General features: G+C 58.5%; 20 protein-coding genes. 6 read left to right on the top strand and 14 right to left on the bottom strand.

Going from position 1 to position 17,007, the window contains the following annotated elements; genetic code table 11:
- Positions 1-17: 17 nt before the first annotated feature.
- The 7 genes from cobA to OZ656_RS16060 form a co-directional block, all read right to left on the bottom strand.
- The gene (gene cobA / locus OZ656_RS16090; protein WP_226609515.1) at positions 18-878 is read right to left on the bottom strand and encodes a uroporphyrinogen-III C-methyltransferase; all 861 of its coding nucleotides are present in this window, start codon (positions 876-878) and stop codon (positions 18-20) included.
- A 10-nt stretch (positions 879-888) separates the two neighbouring features.
- Positions 889-2,088: a heme d1 biosynthesis radical SAM protein NirJ gene (nirJ, locus tag OZ656_RS16085; RefSeq protein WP_278350466.1), complete on the bottom strand. Its 1,200-nt coding sequence runs from the start codon at positions 2,086-2,088 to the stop codon at positions 889-891.
- Positions 2,089-2,221: 133 nt separating this feature from the next.
- Positions 2,222-2,743 carry an Lrp/AsnC family transcriptional regulator gene (locus OZ656_RS16080; protein WP_199452493.1) on the bottom strand — a complete coding sequence of 174 codons (522 nt, stop codon included), beginning with the start codon at positions 2,741-2,743 and terminating at the stop codon, positions 2,222-2,224.
- Positions 2,718-3,179: an Lrp/AsnC family transcriptional regulator gene (locus tag OZ656_RS16075; protein ID WP_014422490.1), complete on the bottom strand. Its 462-nt coding sequence runs from the start codon at positions 3,177-3,179 to the stop codon at positions 2,718-2,720. The genes OZ656_RS16080 and OZ656_RS16075 overlap by 26 nt, the downstream gene beginning before the upstream one ends.
- A gap of 22 nt (positions 3,180-3,201) precedes the next feature.
- A complete protein-coding gene (locus OZ656_RS16070; RefSeq protein WP_023008603.1) occupies positions 3,202-3,738 on the bottom strand; it encodes an Lrp/AsnC family transcriptional regulator in 537 nt (178 codons plus the stop codon).
- Positions 3,735-4,199 (bottom strand): AsnC family transcriptional regulator, encoded by a 465-nt coding sequence (locus OZ656_RS16065; RefSeq protein WP_011786568.1) that lies wholly within the window; start codon positions 4,197-4,199, stop codon positions 3,735-3,737. The genes OZ656_RS16070 and OZ656_RS16065 overlap by 4 nt, the downstream gene beginning before the upstream one ends.
- Before the next feature lie 29 nt (positions 4,200-4,228).
- The gene (locus OZ656_RS16060) at positions 4,229-5,953 is read right to left on the bottom strand and encodes a nitrite reductase (protein WP_278350465.1); all 1,725 of its coding nucleotides are present in this window, start codon (positions 5,951-5,953) and stop codon (positions 4,229-4,231) included.
- Between the two features lie 223 nt (positions 5,954-6,176).
- Between OZ656_RS16060 and OZ656_RS16055 the strand changes: the two genes are divergently transcribed.
- Genes OZ656_RS16055 through OZ656_RS16035 form a run of 5 tightly spaced genes read left to right on the top strand, consistent with a single transcriptional unit; the run spans position 6,177 to position 9,646 of the window.
- Positions 6,177-6,542, top strand: coding sequence for a cytochrome c (locus tag OZ656_RS16055; protein ID WP_278350464.1), 366 nt, complete (start codon positions 6,177-6,179; stop codon positions 6,540-6,542).
- Positions 6,543-6,556: 14 nt separating this feature from the next.
- A complete protein-coding gene (locus OZ656_RS16050) occupies positions 6,557-7,759 on the top strand; it encodes a cytochrome D1 domain-containing protein (RefSeq protein ID WP_278350463.1) in 1,203 nt (400 codons plus the stop codon).
- A 1-nt stretch (position 7,760) separates the two neighbouring features.
- Positions 7,761-8,504: a PhnD/SsuA/transferrin family substrate-binding protein gene (locus tag OZ656_RS16045; protein ID WP_278350462.1), complete on the top strand. Its 744-nt coding sequence runs from the start codon at positions 7,761-7,763 to the stop codon at positions 8,502-8,504.
- A 13-nt stretch (positions 8,505-8,517) separates the two neighbouring features.
- Positions 8,518-9,300, top strand: a complete 783-nt coding sequence (locus tag OZ656_RS16040; protein ID WP_278350461.1) for a CbbQ/NirQ/NorQ/GpvN family protein — start codon at positions 8,518-8,520, stop codon at positions 9,298-9,300.
- A complete protein-coding gene (locus tag OZ656_RS16035) occupies positions 9,272-9,646 on the top strand; it encodes a hypothetical protein (protein WP_278350460.1) in 375 nt (124 codons plus the stop codon). Before OZ656_RS16040 ends, OZ656_RS16035 begins: the two co-directional genes overlap by 29 nt.
- Positions 9,647-9,814: 168 nt before the next feature.
- Here OZ656_RS16035 and OZ656_RS16030 read toward each other — a convergent pair whose 3' ends face one another.
- From OZ656_RS16030 to OZ656_RS16005, 6 genes are all read right to left on the bottom strand, one after another.
- The gene (locus OZ656_RS16030; protein WP_011786561.1) at positions 9,815-10,054 is read right to left on the bottom strand and encodes a cytochrome C oxidase subunit IV family protein; all 240 of its coding nucleotides are present in this window, start codon (positions 10,052-10,054) and stop codon (positions 9,815-9,817) included.
- Positions 10,055-10,066: 12 nt separating this feature from the next.
- Entirely contained in the window at positions 10,067-10,642 is a 576-nt protein-coding gene (locus OZ656_RS16025) for a cytochrome c oxidase subunit 3 (protein ID WP_153740639.1), read from the bottom strand.
- A gap of 11 nt (positions 10,643-10,653) precedes the next feature.
- Positions 10,654-12,477, bottom strand: coding sequence for a nitric oxide reductase activation protein NorD (locus tag OZ656_RS16020; protein ID WP_153740640.1), 1,824 nt, complete (start codon positions 12,475-12,477; stop codon positions 10,654-10,656).
- 16 nt (positions 12,478-12,493) lie between these two features.
- A complete protein-coding gene (locus OZ656_RS16015; RefSeq protein ID WP_153740641.1) occupies positions 12,494-13,444 on the bottom strand; it encodes a 4Fe-4S binding protein in 951 nt (316 codons plus the stop codon).
- A gap of 61 nt (positions 13,445-13,505) precedes the next feature.
- Complete coding sequence (locus OZ656_RS16010) at positions 13,506-14,921, bottom strand: cbb3-type cytochrome c oxidase subunit I (protein WP_153740642.1); 1,416 nt, start codon at positions 14,919-14,921, stop codon at positions 13,506-13,508.
- Between the two features lie 10 nt (positions 14,922-14,931).
- Positions 14,932-15,381 (bottom strand): cytochrome c, encoded by a 450-nt coding sequence (locus OZ656_RS16005; RefSeq protein ID WP_011786556.1) that lies wholly within the window; start codon positions 15,379-15,381, stop codon positions 14,932-14,934.
- Positions 15,382-15,571: 190 nt separating this feature from the next.
- Between OZ656_RS16005 and OZ656_RS16000 the strand changes: the two genes are divergently transcribed.
- Complete coding sequence (locus OZ656_RS16000) at positions 15,572-16,498, top strand: AEC family transporter (protein ID WP_153740643.1); 927 nt, start codon at positions 15,572-15,574, stop codon at positions 16,496-16,498.
- Here OZ656_RS16000 and rrtA read toward each other — a convergent pair.
- Entirely contained in the window at positions 16,458-16,997 is a 540-nt protein-coding gene (gene rrtA / locus OZ656_RS15995) for a rhombosortase (protein ID WP_194841899.1), read from the bottom strand. The two genes, OZ656_RS16000 and rrtA, sit on opposite strands and share 41 nt — an antisense overlap.
- Positions 16,998-17,007 lie beyond the last annotated feature (10 nt).

Raw genomic sequence — 17,007 nt, 5'->3', positions numbered from 1 at the left:
CAGATAACGTTTTGCGTTCAGGCGGGCCGTTGGCCGGCGGTGACGGCAGGCTCGGTCAGGGCGCTGTTCCATCCTGCCTGGGCCGGGCGGGCCAGCTTGTCCGCCAGTTGCACCACCTCGCCCACAATAATCAAGGTGGGTGGCTGGAAGTCTTCCCGATCAATGGTGTCTACCAGGTCTTTCAGGGTGGTGACCGTCATGTGTTGCAGTGGTGTGGTGCCGCGTTCCACCAGAGCCACCGGGCAGTTGTCTGAAAGGCCGTGGGCCGTCAGTTCGCGAACAATGGTCGGTGCATTGTGCAGGCCCATGTAGAACACCCGGGTTTGTCCCGGCGCGGCCAGTACCGGCCAGTTCAGTTCCAGAGTCTGGTCGGCCTTGCGGTGACCGGTGACGAAGGTCACGCTCTGGGAATAATCCCGGTGGGTCAGAGGAATGCCGCAGTAAGAGGCGCACCCCGCTGCAGAGGTAATGCCGGGCACCACCTGGAAATCGATGTCATTGTCCACCAGGAACTCAGCTTCTTCTCCGCCGCGGCCAAAAATATATGGATCGCCGCCTTTCAGGCGAACTACCCGCCGCTGTTTCATGGCCAGTTGCACCAGCAGTTCGTTGGTTTCTTCCTGGGGTACGTAGTGGCACCCGCTGGCCTTGCCCACATGAATGCGTTCAGCACGGGGGTTCACCAGTTCCATGATCTGCGGGGAAACCAGGCGATCATAAACAACGGCATCGGCCTGCTGAATCAGCATCAGCGCGCGCAGCGTGAGTAACCCTGGGTCACCCGGCCCGGCACCGACAATAGCAACTTCTCCCGGCCGCAGAGGTTGTTCCGCAAGCTGGAACTCCACCAGGCATTTTTTTCGCGGGTTTGTGGTCATGGCGCGTTCCTTAAAGATTGTGAACCGGGATTTCGATCACCGGAGCGGCGACCCGTCGCGGGGTGTTATCAACTACCCCGATTTCCTCGTTGGTGAGATAGCAGCCCGGATCTTCCTCCCAGAAGTCGCCAGACACGTTGTAAGCCCGTACCCGGGTATTGCCGTTGCAGATATTCAGGTATTTGCAGTCTGCGCAGCGCCCTTTTACCGGGCGCGGATGCTGGCGGAAGCCCTGCATCAGCGGATCGGTGGTTTCCGACCAGATCTTCGAAAACGGGGTTTCCCGCACGTTGCCCAGGTTGTGATCCCACCAGAAGGTGTCCGGATGCACCACGCCGAGGTTGTCTATATTGGAGATATTCACGCCGGAGGAGTTGCCGCCCCAGTTGGTCAGCCGCTGGGTGAGGGCGTCGACCTGGTCCGGGTAATGCTCTTTGGCCCACTCAATCAGAAAGGGACCATCAGCATCGTTGTTGCCGGTGACGTACTCCCGCTCGATACCGCGCTTGAGTTCGTCGTGGCAGTGGTTGAACAGAAGGTTCATGGCATCGCGGGTCATGTCGTACCAGGCATCCCGCTTCTTGTTGCGGCCGCCCCGGCCGGAGTAGTTCAGGTGAGACAGGTAGAACTTGTCGATCTGGTGCTCGTCCAGCATCTCCAGCATGGCCGGCAGTTCCGGGTAGTTATCCTGGGTCAGGGTGAAGCGCAGGCCCACTTTGATGCCGGCTTGCTTGCACAGGGCTACGGCGTGCATGGACTCTTTGAAGGCGCCTTTTTTCTGGCGGAATTCATCGTGGGTGGTTTCCAGGCCGTCGATACTGATGCCTACGTAGTCGTAGCCCACCTCGGCGATTTTGCTGATGTTGTCTTCGGTAATCAGGGTGCCATTGGTGGACAGGCCCACGTAGAAGCCCATAGCTTTAGCCCGGTGGGAAATATCAAAGATGTCGGGTCGCATCAGGGGTTCGCCGCCGGAGAGGATGAGTACCGGTACGCCGAAGGCTTTCAGGTCGTCCATCACCTTGTAGACTTCCTGGGTGGTGAGTTCGCCCTTGAAGTCGATGTCCGCTGAAATCGAATAGCAGTGCTTGCAGGTGAGGTTGCAACGGCGGATCAGGTTCCAGATTACCACCGGGCCGCTGGGCTTGGGGACCGGGCGCACCGGTACCGGGTTCATCAGGCTCTTGATGTAGCGGGTCATGCGAAACATAGTTTTTCTCTCTCATCGGGAGTGGCTTTCTTGCCTCTCCGGGCGGGCCTTTACCGGCTCTCTGCCCTTCTAACTATCCCCCTGCGGGCGCTGGGTATCCATACCTTTGATGGAGTACTTCAGGAGGTACGTGCTACTGCCTATCTGTTTGTTTTTTCAGTCGTAATCCTGTTTTTTTCAGGATGGCGGAACTGTACAGGATGGTGTGTCCGGTGCAGGCGTCGCCGAGTACCTCGCGGATTTGGGCTGCCTTGTGCTCGACTTCCTCGCGGCTGATCCCATGCACCATGGCAAAGAGGTTGAAGCTCCAGTAGGGCAGGTGTCTTGGTCGGCGGTAGCAGTGGCTGACAAAGGGCAGGCAGCCGACTTTCTCGCCGAGTTCGGCGATTGCATCATCCCGGACATCCCATACGGTCATGCCATTGAACCGGTACCCGAGTTTGTAGTGATCCGGTACCGCCGCGACTCTCCGGATGACCCCGGCTTCCTGCATTCGTTGAAAACGTGACAGCACCTCGTCTGCGGGCATGTCGAGCTGTTTTCCCAGTTCGGCCCAAGGGTCGGAAACCAGCGGTAATCCGGATTGGGTGGCAACGATGAGTTCACGATCCCGGTTACTCAGCACCGGGTCAGACTTCAAAGTGAAGGTGGACATGGAACTCCTGCTCCTTGGGCATGTTGTAGACCGGGTAGCCCGTAAGTAACTCAATCCGCTTGATGGTTTCGTCAATGCCTTCCGGTGTTTCCGTGGCCAGAACAAACCACATGTTCAACTCATGCTCGCGGCGGTAGTTGTGGGCTACCTCGGGGAAGCTGTTCACCTGCTCGGTCACATTGGCGAAATCTTCATCCGGAATGCGCATGGCCGCGAGCGTCAGGCCGCCGCCCATTTCGCCAGCATGAAACATGGGGCCAAAACGAGTCAGGGTCCCGTTGTCCAGCAATGCCTGGAGGTGCTTCAGCAGAGTTACTTCTGATACACCCAATTCATCGGCCACGTCTTTGTAGGGGGTTCGCGTAAGTGGCAGGCCGTATTGCAGGCGGTTGATGATGGCACGCTCCAGGGGCGTGAATTCGGGTAGTACAGGCATGTGGTCTGATGGCTTTGAACGCTCAGCAATTGCTGACATAACGGCCTCCGCGCTGCAGGTAGGCTTTGTTGCTGAACAGGATGGCGTGATCCACATTGCTCAACTCGTGTTGCTCAATCAGACCAGCGAGCTGATTCAGAACCCGTTCGCGACTGACGCCGTGAATCATGCAGAACAGGTTGTAGGGCCAGTCTGGCAAGCGTCTTGGGCGCTGGTAACAGAGGGTGACACAAGCGGCGGCTGCCATGGCATTGCCGAGCGTCGAAACCCGATCGTCCGGTACGTTCCAGACCACCATGGCGTTAGCCCGATAGCCCAGGGTGCGATGCTTGACTACCAGTCCCAGGCGTTTGATCAGGCCCTGCTGCTGCCACTGGCTGACAGCGTTCATAACCTGTTGTTCGGACAGCCCGGTGCGCTCGGCCAGGGTCTGATAGGGGCGAGGTGTCAGGGGGAGGCCGTTTTCCAGCTGCTCGCGTAACCTCAGCAGGCCCCAGGCACTCATGGATTCGGTATCAAACAGATAGCTGTAGTTCGGGCCGGTGGCTGGCAGGTTCATGGTAATGCCTCCCAGTCGATGTCAAAGCCCAGATCGATATGGTAACCCTCGACCATTGGCAGTCTCAGCATCGGCAGCTTCAACTGGTGTTCCAGCTCGTCCAGCCGTTCCTCCAGAGTGTCTTCATCCGGAGCGGTCATCACGAACCAGAGGTTGTAGGTGTGCTCCCGGGCGTAGTTATGATTCACGCCCGGGGCACGGTTGATCCGGGCCGCCACCAGATCCATCTGTTCTTCTGGCGCGGCCACGGCAGCCAGCAGGCTGGCGCCCGCCTGACTGTGTTCAAACACCGGGCCGACCCGGCTGAGCACCTGCTGTTCCTGCAGGGCAGACAGTCTCTGGATAACCTCTTCCTCGGTCAGGCCCAGTGTCCGGGCCATTTCCTCGTAGGGGCGTTCGCAGACCGGCAGGTTACGCTGGTAACTGTCGATCAGTTGTCTGTCTGCCGCATCCAGTCTCATCAGGTTGCTCCTCCGGGCCGGGGCCGGGATCAGTACACGTCGTGCTGGGTGTTGTAAGTGTTGAACTTACCGGTCGGGGTGACCATGTAGTCGCCCTTGATCACCTTCTTCAGCTTGCGTGTCTTGTCGTCGACTACAACAATGGCGGATTTCTTGTCCTGGGTGTTCCAGACAGAGAACCACACTTCATCGCCCGCCTTGTTGTATTCCGGCTGTACCACACGCTTGGGACCTTCGCCCAGCTCTGCCCAGTCGGCAATCGGCAGCACGTCATAGCCGGCATCAAAGTTGTTGATGTCGAAGACGGCTACGCTCTGGCTTACGGCTTCCGCCGGGTTCAGGGCGGTGTCTACCCACAGGTTCTTGGACTTCGGATGGGTCTTCACGAACAGTGAGCCACCACCCTGGCCATCCACCGTGCGAACCACCTTCCAGGCTTTGTCTGGATGGCCTTCCGGGTCGGTACCGATCATCTGGATGGTCTGATCACCCAGGTGAGAGGTCGCCCAGACCGGACCATGCTCGGGGTCAACAAAGTTGGCGCCACGTCCCGGATGCGGAATCTTGCCAACATCAACAATCGCCTCCAGGTTACGATCCTGAGCATCCACAACCGCAATCTTGTTGGAGTTGTTGGCCGCCGTCAGGAAGTAACGCATGCTGGCATCCCAGCCGCCATCGTGCAGGTATTCCGCTGCATCAATGGAGGTGATGTTCATGTTCTCCATGTCTTCGTAGTTCACCAGCATGATCTTGCCGGTTTCTTTCACGTTGACGATGAATTCCGGGTGGGCGTGGGAGGCGACAATGGCAGCTACCCGTGGCTCAGGATGGTATTCCTGGGTGCTCACGGTCATGCCCCGGGTGCTCACAATCTTCTTGGGCTCCAGAGTGTCGCCGTCCATGATCACGAACTGCGGTGGCCAGTAGGTGCCGGCAATGGCGAGCTTGTCTTCCCAGCCCTTGTACTTGGAGGTTTCGACAGAGCGTGCTTCCATGCCGACCTTGATCTTGGCGACGGTCTGCGGTTCTTCCATCCACAGATCGATCATGTTGATCAGGGCGTCACGACCGATAACCAACACGTAGCGGCCGGAGGCAGACATCCGGGAGATGTGCACTGCGTAGCCGGTATCGATGATCTTCACGACTTCCTTGGAATCACCGTCGATCAGGGCGATCTGGCCGGCATCACGCAGGGTGACGCTGAAGATGTTTTCCAGATCCAGGTCGTTCATTTGCTTGGTCGGCCGGTCTTCCGGCGGAACGATCACTTCCCAGGTTTCCTTCATGTCAGCCAGGCTGAATTCGGGAGGCATGGGAGGCTCGTGCATGATGTACTTGGCCATCAGTTCCACGGTTTCTTCATCGAAGTCACCGGACGTCAGCCAGTTCGGCATGCCGGCCGGGGAGCCGTAACTGATAAACGCCTTGAGGTAGTCGATACCGCGCTCCTGGGTGATGTCCGGAGTCAGCGGTTTACCAGTGGCGCCTTTACGCAGTACGCCGTGACAGCCGGCGCAGCGCTGGAAGTAGATCTGCTTCGCTTTCTCGAATTCTGCATCGGTCAGATCCGGCGCACCTGGGGAGCGAACAATTTTGGCAGATTCCGCATCTACTGCACTGGGGGTGCCTTCATAGGCCATGGTGGACTTGTCAGGATCTTTCGGGGCTGCCTGTGCGTTCATTACGCCCAACGACGTAATGGCCACGGCCAGTGCCAGCGGCTTGATCATCAGTTTGGTTACTCTCATCAGGTTCTCTCCTTGGGGTTCAAGAGTACTCCTAGGTTTCTCTTGTTATGGCTTATGAACCTTGATTAATGTCAGAAAGATGCTGGTTTTCAAGAGAGTACCTCGCAGGTGGTAGATGGCGTATGCCTAAAGATCACTGGATACCTGCCACAAATTTAATCAATATCAAGGCCATGAAATTGTTGGGATTGCAGCATGACTGTGATCCTTCAGGAGAGCGCTGATGAAACGGTCCGCACTGGGCGTTTGCTGGCAAGTGAGTGTATTGGCTACCGCCCTGATGCTGACGGCAGGCGCTGTTGCCGGGGCACCGGAAACCGAGGATGAGTTGGCCAATTTTGTCATTCAGGATTGTGGCTCTTGCCATGGCCTGAAACTGAAAGGCGGCCTTGGCCCGCCCTTACGGCCTGAGGATATCGAATCCCTGCCAGAGGCAGCTATTGCAGCCATCATTCGGGAGGGCGTTCCCGGTACGGCGATGCCACCCTGGAAAGCCCTGCTGACCGACCAGGAAATTGCCTGGATCAGCGAGCAGCTGAAATCCGGCGCCCTGATTGCCCCCGAAACCGATTCTTCCCGAAGCCGATAACCGAAGGACTCACGATGAAACGTCTGTTTGCACCGATTGCACTGACCATCGCCGCCACCGTGATCACCGGCTGCCAATCCCTGTCGGTGCCGGAGCCTGTTGAGCTTCGCGGCACAGGTGACCTGGGTTTGATCATAGAGCGGGCCACCGGCTCAGTATTGGTGGTGGACCACTCCGAACATGAAATCCTGGGCCGGGTAGAAGGCCTGGGCGATTTGTCTCACGCCTCAGTGGTGTACTCGCGGGATGCCCGCTACGGCTATGTGTTTGGTCGTGATGGCGGGCTCACCAAAGTCGACCTGCTCACCCGTACGGTGATCGATCGGATCATTCAGTCCGGCAACAGTATCGGTGGAGCCATTTCCCAGGATGGTCGTTACGTGGCGGTGTCCAACTACGAGCCCGGCGGCGTGAACATTTTCGACAGTGAGACCCTGGATACCGTGGTGGAAATTCCCGCGTACTATACCAACGCCCAGGGCGTGCAGGATCAGTCCAAGACCGTGGGCCTGGTGGATGCCCCGGGCAACCAGTTTGTGTTCAGCCTGTTCGAGGCCGGTGAAATCTGGACCGTGGATATGCACAGCAATCCGCCGGGCGTGACTCGCCATGAGGCTGGTAAAGAGCCCTACGACGCGCTGATCACCCCCGATGGCCGCTTCTATATTGCCGGCCTGTTCGGCGAAGACGGCTTGTCGATGATGGATCTGTGGGAGCCGAAACAGGGCGCGCAGACCATCCTGCCGGATTACGGCAAGGGCGAGCAGCGCCTGCCGGTCTACAAGATGCCGCACCTGGAAGGCTGGGCCATCGCCGACGGTTATGCCTTTGTGCCGGCGGTCGGTCGCCATGAGGTTCTGGTCGCCGATATGGAAGACTGGAGCATGGTGCAGCGCATTCCGGTGCAGGGCCAGCCGGTGTTTGTCATGGCCAGCCCGGACAACCGCCAGATCTGGGTCAGCTTTGCGCACCCGAAGAACGACGTGGTGCAGGTGATTGATTCCCGCACCCGGGAAATCATCCGTACCCTGGAGCCCGGCAAGTCCGTTCTGCACATGGAATTCACCCCGCGCGGTGAGGAAGTGTGGGTATCTTCCCGGGACAGTGATCGGGTGACCGTCTATAACACCCGAACCCTGGAAGAAGTGGCAACCCTGCCGGCACAAAAGCCGTCTGGCATCTTCTTCACCAACCGGGCGCACCAGCTGGGCTTGTGAGATGAGGGTGGCCGCTGGCGGCTGGCTGTTTATGCTCTGGGCCGGTACCGTCAGCGCCGGCCAGTTTTCCGGGCCGGTGCGACTTGAAGTACAAACGGAATCCAGGTCTGTCACCGTGGCCAGTTACCGGCTGCAGCGTTATCTCGACAAACAGAACTGCAAGGCAGAGCTGGTGTTCAATCAAGCCGTTGAGGGTGAGGCTCAGGTTGAGAGTGACCTGGTGTACCGGCAGGATGGCTGGGAGGGCAGGCTCAAGCTCCGGGCCGTCAACGCCGATGGCCAGGATCCGGTTCCGGTCTGGGTAACCCGGAGAACCGCCGGTGTGAGAACACTGGGGGAGCTGGAAGGGCGGGATGTCTCGCTGGTGGCAGGAACTGATCCGCTCTCCGGGCAGCTTGCACTCAAGGCCCTGGCTGCCGAGGGTATAACGCCGAAACCGGGGCAGCGATATGAAGCAGGTGATTTCAGCTCTGCCCTGGGTTTGTTGCTGCACAACAACACCCATGCGGCGGTCTCGGAACTTGGGTTGGTGACGCCGTTCCTGGAATCCCAGGGCCTGGCCATTACCTGGCAGGGAAAGCCCGTTTCAGGTGCTGGCTGGTATGCCGGTACCGACACCACGAACCCCGGATTACAGCAGTGCCTGAGGGCATTGCTGGAACTGAAGCGCAGCGACGATCGCCAGATATTCAATCTTTTCCCGGAATGGGTGCACGGCTTTGCCTCACCCGATTCCCAGCCTTAAAAGGAAGCTGTTTATGACCTTCTACCAACCCGCCGGCAACGAAGTCGAACTGTTCACCGCCGCTGCCGACAACGGCCTGCCGGTACTGATCAAAGGCCCCACCGGCTGTGGTAAAACCCGCTTTGTCCGCTACATGGCCGAAAAACTCGGTCGCCCGGTCTACACCGTGGCCTGCCACGATGACCTTACCGCCTCTGACCTGGTTGGCCGCCACCTGATCGGTCCGGACGGCACCTATTGGCAAGATGGTCCGCTGACCCGGGCGGTGCGGGAAGGCGGAATCTGCTACCTTGATGAAGTAGTGGAAGCACGAAAAGACACCACCGTGGTACTGCACCCGCTGGCGGACGACCGCCGGGAACTGCCCATCGAACGCACCGGCGAACTGCTCAAGGCAGCACCCGGTTTCATGCTGGTGGTGTCTTACAACCCGGGTTACCAGAGTTTGCTGAAAGGCATGAAACCCAGTACCCGGCAGCGTTTTGTCTCCATGAGCTTCGATTACCCGACGCCGGATGTGGAGCAGACCATCGTTCAGCAGGAGTCCGGCTGCGATGCCGACCTTGCGAAGCAGCTGGTAGGGCTGGCAACCTCGCTGCGCAAGCTCAAAGATCACGATCTGGAGGAAGCAGCCTCAACTCGGTTGCTGATCCACACCGCATACCTGATCGCATCCGGTATGCCCCACATCGAAGCCTGCCGGGCCGGAATGATTGAGCCGCTATCGGATGACGCGGTCACTGTTAACGCACTGATGGAGGTGGTGTATGCCGTATTCGGGCAGTCCGAAGACTGAACCGCCCGGGGCGATTGCCCCGGTTATCTGGTATTTGCTGAACCTGCTGGCGTTGCCGATTATCGGCTTCGTTGTGTTACTGACGATTGCCATGAAATCCGGTGATGCGCATGCGTTGCGGCGGGCCCATAGCAAGGCGGCGGTTTATATGTCGATACTGGGAGCTATGCTGATCAGTTCGGGGGTTGCTGTTTGCTGGCTCATCTACGGCAACACCGGGTTATTCTGGACCTATGCCATTGTCTGGGCTGTCGTTCTGCACACGTCGTTCGTACTCTGGGGGATGATTGCTCTGGCGCAGGCTATTGGCAACAAGCCGCCTATGTTTCCGCGGCGATTGTTGTAACTTGAGGTTTGGTGCAAGGCAGGGTCGGGTAGGTCCTTCCAAAAAACGCTCCTTGCGGCACATCCATGTGGCGCTTCTGTTCCGCCATCCATGGCTCCACAAATTTTTGGAAGGACCTACCCGACCCCGCCGTTCGATCCTTCTCACGGGATTCCGCGGCGCGTGCTATTAGCCTGCCAGGTGAATTCCTGCCAGAACCGAGACAACGACAACCGCCCAGCCCTGAGCTGCCATACGCCAGCCCCAGGGGGCATGTTTCATTTCCATAAAGTGATCAACGAGTAAAACCGCTTTTACGATCACCAGCCCAAACACCAGCCAGACCAAAACCGACATGTCCGCACCGGCCTGCAAGGCCAAAACTGGCGTCATCGTACAGATCATCAGCGCGATATAGACCACTAGCATCAGAAAGTCTCCTCAGGCCAGGACATAGAGCATCGGGAACAGCACCAGCCACACCAGGTCGACCATGTGCCAGTAGGAGGCGCCGGACTCCATGCCGTTCATGTCGTCGCCGTTGTAGTCGCCTTTTTTCACCTTTACCGCCAGCACCACGAGGATGATCTGGCCCAGCACCACGTGCATGAAGTGGAAGAACGTCAGGAAGAAATAGAACATGAAGAAGGTGTCGGTGCCCAGGTTGTAGCCGTTGGCGTAGAGGTCCGCGTATTCGTAGAGCTTGCCGAAGGTGTAAATGGACGACGCCGCGATGGCGGCCCAGAGCAGGGCGGTTGTGCCGGTTTTCCGGTTGCGCAGGCGATGAACGGACAGGGCGACCAGGTAGCTGGCGGTGATCAGGCCAACGGTGTTGATCAGTCCGGTCCAGGGATGTAGGGCCTCCTTGCCGGCGGAGAAGGTGGCCGGGTCCAGGCTTCGGGCCACGCCATAGCCGATAAACAGAATGCCGAACACGGCCAGTTCCGCAAAGATGAAAAACCATACCGCGATGTCGCCGGGCAGGTGCCGCCTGTGGGCGGCTTGTACGTCAGCCATGACAGTCTCCGTTAACGGGTCAGGTTCATGTACAGCTTGGGTAGCTGGCCGGGCAGTTGGGTCGGGTCTTTGATGACCACGAAGTTGCTGCTGCCGAACACGTAGGGCAGGTATTCGTTGGCTTCTTCGTCGATGGTCACGCAGAACGGGGTCAGCCCGGCCTTGTGGGCTTCCTGCACGGCCATGCGGGTGTCTTCCACGCCGTAGCGACCTTCGTACAGGTCCAGGTCGTTGGGTTTGCCGTCGGTCAGCAGAAGTAAGATTTTCTGGTGCTCTGGCCGGGTCTGTAGCAGTTTTATGGACTGACGGATGGCGGCGCCCATACGGGTGTAGTAGCCCGGTTCCAGGGCCTGGATACGGCCTCTTGTGGTGTCGTTGTATGGCTCGTCGAAACTCTTGATGTGGTGGAAGCGAATGTGGTCCCGCCGCCTGGAGGAGAAGGCAAACAGGGCGAACGGATCGCGGCTGGCGGTGAGAGCTTCGCTCAGCAGTTGCAGGCCGTCCCGGGCGATGTCGATCACCCGCTGGTGGTTATTGATGTAGGTATCGGTCGACAGCGAAATATCCGTAAGCACCAGGCAGGCGAGGTCCCGCTGGTTCTGCTTGCACTGGCGGAACAGCTTCTGATCCACTTCGCCAATGCCGCGTTTGTGCTGCACCATGCGTTCCAGGCATGCGTCCAGGTCCAGCTCTTCCCCTTCCAGCTGCCGGCGTTCCCACTGGCGCAGAGGTTTCAGCGCACTGAACTGGCGACGCAGGGTCCTGGCGGAGCGATTCAGGTGCTCTGGCAGCGGCGACGGCGTGGCGTCTTTGCTGAGCAGTGGCTGCAGGCAGCAGAATTTTGCCCGGTAATCCTGGCGGCGCCAGTCCCATTCCGGCAGATGAATGCCCGGGCCCAAATGCAGGTCGTCATTTTCTTCCGAGGGCAGGTCCAGGTCGAACTTGATTGCGGAGGAGGCTTCGCGCCGGTCCTGGGACACGGAGATCATGTCCATGTCGTCCGCCACGGCATCGGCGTCTTCCTCTTCGCTGTCGTCGCCGGCGCGGTCGATGGGAATGAATTCAGACCAGGAAAACAGGCTTTCCAGCCGGAACAGCATCAGCCCCTGGTCTTTATCGAAAGCATCCACCCGTTCGGCGCGGCGGCGTTTGCGTTTTTTGGCCAGGCCGCCGGATTTGGACATGGTGTTGTCGTCGCCAATGATCTGGCCTTTGAGTTTGCCCCGGCCCAGTACCGGATACAGCCAGAGCACCACCGGCCAGGGGTCGGTCAGGGCTTCTGGCAGGTCGTCTACGCTGCCCGGGTGAATCAGGGCCTGGCGAATGGCGGCCTCGCGCCTGGCTTCGTTGCCACGAAGGCTGTCTGGTTCCGGACGCCATTGCAGCGTGTGTTTTACCAGCCGCTGGTACATGGGCTCCAGGCCCGGCCAGCGGCTCAGCAGTTCCTGCACCATGGCCTGATTGCCTTGCAGCCAGCTGTGGTGGTGAATTTCGCCGAGCGACGCGAGGGCTGCCAGCCACAGGTACAGCTCCCGGTTCACCTTGCGGGACGGGAACAGGGCCAGTCTGTCTGGCAGGCGCAGGCTTTCTTCATCGCGCCAGGCCAGTTCAAATTTGCGGTGGGTGCCGGCCAGCTTTTGCAGGAATCGCCGGCGAATCTGGAAATGCCGGGGCTCAGCAGTCACCAGACTCAGAGCAGGGTCTCCGCCCATGGCCCGGAACATGACACCGAGTGTGCGGGCTTCGTCTTTCAGATGCACGGCATACTCGGGGAATTCGCCCATGGCCTGGCGGGTTACGTAGTCGTGCCATTTCAGTCCGACCCACTCTTCCATCTCGTGTCCTCGTCGTTCAGGCCCGTGATTGTCGCGGGGTGGATTCCACCTGGCGCACGGGAATCAGCACCGTCTGTTTGCCAGGTTCGCCGGGCTCCCAGGTCAGCAGGGAGCCTTCGGGGTTGTCTTTCTGTACTTCCCGGCAGGCGCTCACGCACTGCAGGCACTGGGTACAGCTGAATTTCGCCCGCTTATGGCTGCGGGTGGGCAGGCGCATGGGACAGGCTTCGTCGCAGGCTTTGGTACAGTCCCGGCACGCGGCAGCGCGTTTGGTATCGAAGGTAACCACCCGGCCCTTGCCGTTGGTCATCCAGGCGATGCTTTGTACCAGCCCCACGGCGCAGCCATATTTGCAGAACAGGTGCCGGGCAAACAGGAAATCGAAGGTAAAAACAGCGGTTGCTACCGCCAGGAAAATGCCGGGATACAGCCCAAGCTGGCCTGTCACCAGATCGGTATACAGGGCCATCGGTGGCAGCAGATATGAAAGTAATGCCAGGGCCCAGGAAAAACCGATCAGGGCGCACACCAGAGTAAGGCCGGCCCAGTGAATGGCCTTGCCTGTGCTGCCTTTTTTCAGGGCTTCCCAGAGGGTTGGGCGGCCGGTAATGCGGGTCATCAGGTCGTTGATGGTTTCTACCACGGAGAAGTGGGGGCACAGCCAGCCGCAATACAGGCGGCCCCACCTGAAGGCAATCCACAGAACCAGAGGCACCAGCACCAGAATGGGCAAGACAAACCAGAACAGGATCTGGCCAGCCACCTCGGCGGGAGTGCTCTGGGCGACCCAGTCCAGATTCAGGTTAAACGACAGGGGAAAGCCCAGCAGTATGAAGCGGGTTTCGGTCAGGTCGTAACGGAAAATATTGAGTACGGGCGCAAGCAAAAACAGCAGGAAGAAGGCGCTGCGGGTAATCAGGCGCTTCTGCTGGAGGGTGTCTTTCGGGTTGACGGCTTGCGCATGCACAGAGGTTGTCCAGGGTTTCGGGAATGTGCCGGGGCCCGAAGGCCCCGGCGATCAGACTTTATCAGGCGTCTGCCGTGGCAGGACCACGGACTTCCTCAGCCGGGCTGGCTTCGCCCTTGATGAAGAAGCTACCGAAGTACACCACCAGACCGGCCATGAAGAAGGCACCGGCGACAAATCGCATCCAGTAGAAAAGGGCGATCTGATCCTGGCCTGCCATGAAGGACAGCGCTTCACCGCTTTCCGGAAGACGCTGCAGCCAAACCTGCAGGACGCCGGCAGCGGTCAGGAACAGGGTGATGAACACCATGGAGATGGTCATCAGCCAGAAGCCCCACATTTCCACAATCTGGGCGGTATTGCTGTTGCCGTAGGGGCGACCGCGCATGATTGGCATGGCGTAGGAAATGATGGTCAGTACAATCATTACGTAGGCGCCATAGAAGGCCATGTGGCCGTGGGCTGCGGTAATCTGGCTACCATGGGTGTACCAGTTCACCGGAGCCAGAGTGTGCAGGAAGCCCCACACGCCAGCGCCCAGGAATGCCATGACGGTTGTACCCATGGCCCACAGCATGGCGGCCTTGTTCGGGTGGTTGCGTCGGCGACGGTTGATCATGTTGAAGGCGAAGACCACCATCATGAAGAACGGAAGCGGTTCCAGTGCAGAGAACACAGAACCCAGCCAGAGCCAGTACTCGGGCGGCCCGATCCAGAAGAAGTGGTGGCCGGTACCGATGATGCCGGTAATCAGCGCCATGGCGATGATCACGTACAGCCACTTCTCGATCACCTCGCGGTCTACACCGGTGAGCTTGATCAACACATAGGCCAGGATGGCACCCATGATCAGTTCCCACACGCCTTCTACCCACAGGTGTACCACAAACCACCAGAAGTACTTGTCGGTGGCCAGGTTACCGGGGTTGTAGAAGGAGAACAGCCACAATACGGCCAGGCCTACCAGACCGGTGATCAGTACGATGTTGACCACGGTCTTGCGACCTTTCAGGGCGGTCATGGAAATGTTGTACAGAAAGGCCACCACAACCACGGCGATGCCGATCTTGGTTATCGTAGGTTGCTCCAGGAACTCCCGGCCCATGGTGGGTAGCAACTTGTTCATGGTGACTTCTGCCAAGGTGGCGTAGTCCACAAACAGGTAGCCCAGGATGGTCAGCGTGCCAGCTGCCGCGAACACCCAGAACAGAATCCACGCCAGCAGGGGGCTGTGCAGTTCGGTCTGGGCTTCTTCCGGAACCATGTAGTAGGTGGCGCCCATGAAGCCGAAGAGCAGCCAGACAATCAGCAGGTTGGTATGCACCATCCGCGCAACGTTGAAAGGAATTTCCGGAAACAGGAAATCACCGACAACGTACTGGAGACCCAGAATCAGGCCGAACACAATCTGGCCGGCAAACAGAATCAGGGCAAAGATGAAGTAGGGCATGGCGACCCTTTGAGATTCGTATTTCATATCTGCTCCCTTACCCCTCGATGTTGGGTGGCCAACCGTTGTCGTCGATCTTGGATGTCCACTCCAGGAAAGCGGCCAGGTCTTCGATCTCGGAATCGCTCAGATTGAAGTTCGGCATCTGGCGCCGGCCCGGAATATTCGTGGGCATGGCGTTCATCCAGGCTTTCATGTATGCCTTGAAGACCTCAGTATCACCGCCGCCACGGCGGTCAAACACGTTGGCCAGTTCGGGAGCGAAGTAAGCGCCTTCGCCCATGATGGAATGACAACCGACACAGTTGTTCTCTTCCCACAGATGTTTGCCGCGCACCACCTGTTCGGTGAGCTCGTCGCGGTTATCCCGCTCGGGCATAGCACGCAGCTGAGTGTCAAAAGTCAGGGCCAGGAACAGCAGGACGAAGAAGGCACTTCCTCCCAGATATATGTTCCTGGCCATGCTTTTGGTAAAGCGCTCGGCCATTGGTCTCTCTCCTTGGTTGTTACGAATACCTGACTGCCCCACTAGGATATAAAGATGCATCCCTAATGCTATTGATGATTATCAAAGATGATCCCGGGTTTCTCTATTGCGCTGGGGAGTTACCTCTTGATGGGTAGGTGGTAGACTGCCCCGCTGGTTGTATTTTCAAGGTTTTACGCCCGGAGAGATCATGTCTGCCGCCCTGGCCCTGCTGCTCAAACTCCTTCCGCTTTACGTTACGGTGGCACTGGGCTGGATTGCCGGTCGTTTTCTGGAGGCCAGCGGTCGGCACATTGCCGGCATCATGCTGTATATCGTGACGCCGTCTGTGGTGTTTTCGGGCGTGATGGCGGCGCCGCTCAGCGCCGAGGTGATCCTGTTGCCCGCCCTGGTGTTCGGTTTCTGTAGCGTGATTGCCCTGAGTCATATGGCCATTGCCCGAAAGCTGCTTTCGGATGGCAGCGCGGCGGTGATTCCACTGTCAGTGGGAACTGGCAATACAGGATATTTCGGAATTCCGGTGGCGCTGTTGCTGTTTGGAGAGGAAGGCCTGGCGCTCTACATTGTCTGTATGCTGGGAACGACCCTGTTCGAGAATTCTGTCGGGTTTTATCTCGCCGCCCGGGGTAAATACAGCATTCAGGATGCGCTGCTCAGGGTGGCGCGCCTGCCTTCTGTCTATGCTTTCCTGGCTGCGGTTGTACTCAACCTTTCCGGAGCCTCCATTCCTGACGTCTTTATGCCCCTGTTCGATAATCTGCGCGGCGCCTACAGTATTCTCGGGATGATGATTATCGGCATGGGCATTACCAGCTTTCGGGGATTGGCCGGCAACCCCCGATTCACTGCCCTGGCATTTTTCGGAAAGTTCGTGATCTGGCCATTGGTGGCTATTGTGTTCTGGTGGGTTGATTCAGCGCTTCTGGGAATTTACGAGCCGGCAGTGCATCAGGCCATATTCCTGATTTCCATCACACCGATTGCCGCCAATACCGTGGTGATTGCGACTTTGCTGGAGGCCTCACCCAGGCAGGCAGCGGGTACTACGTTGCTCAGTACCTTGTTTGCCCTCGGTTTTATTCCAGTGATGATTGCTTTGGCGTTCGGCGCCGGATAAAGCCGGCTCCGGCAATCAGCAGTCCGGAAGCGAAACCCAGTGCATGGGCCTCCCAGATTACCGGTCCTCCAATCAGGGCCGTGGTCTGGGAACCGGCCAGTTCAAAACCTTCCAAAACAAGTTTCACGGACAGTGCTGCAAGCAGAGTGATGGAAAGCCAGCGATCCGTTTTCAGCTCTCTCATTGCCAGAATTGCGGCCAGGCCGTGGATACAGCCGGAGAATCCTCGATAGCTGGCCAGGTCTGGCCGGAGCGACAATAGTCCCAGGGAGATCGCTGCGGCCATCAGCAGTGTGATCCAGAGTAACCTGCCGACAGGCAGGAAGCGTGGGAACAGAAGAGCGAGAATAAGCACGCCTGCCAGATTCAACAGGAGATGGTTCACGTTCAGGTGAACCAGGTGACCCGTAAACAAGCGCCACCACTGGCCGGATGTGATTGTGTCCGGTTGCCACTGCAACAATTGAGGTGGAAGAAAAAATGAAAATACAAGCACCATGCATAACAAG

It is taken from the genome of Marinobacter sp. LM1, from assembly GCF_042763285.1.
GTDB classification, from domain to species: Bacteria; Pseudomonadota; Gammaproteobacteria; order Pseudomonadales; family Oleiphilaceae; genus Marinobacter; species Marinobacter nauticus.
The sequence above is the reverse complement of the archived record's forward strand: the minus strand, read 5'-3'. Positions and strand labels throughout refer to the sequence as shown.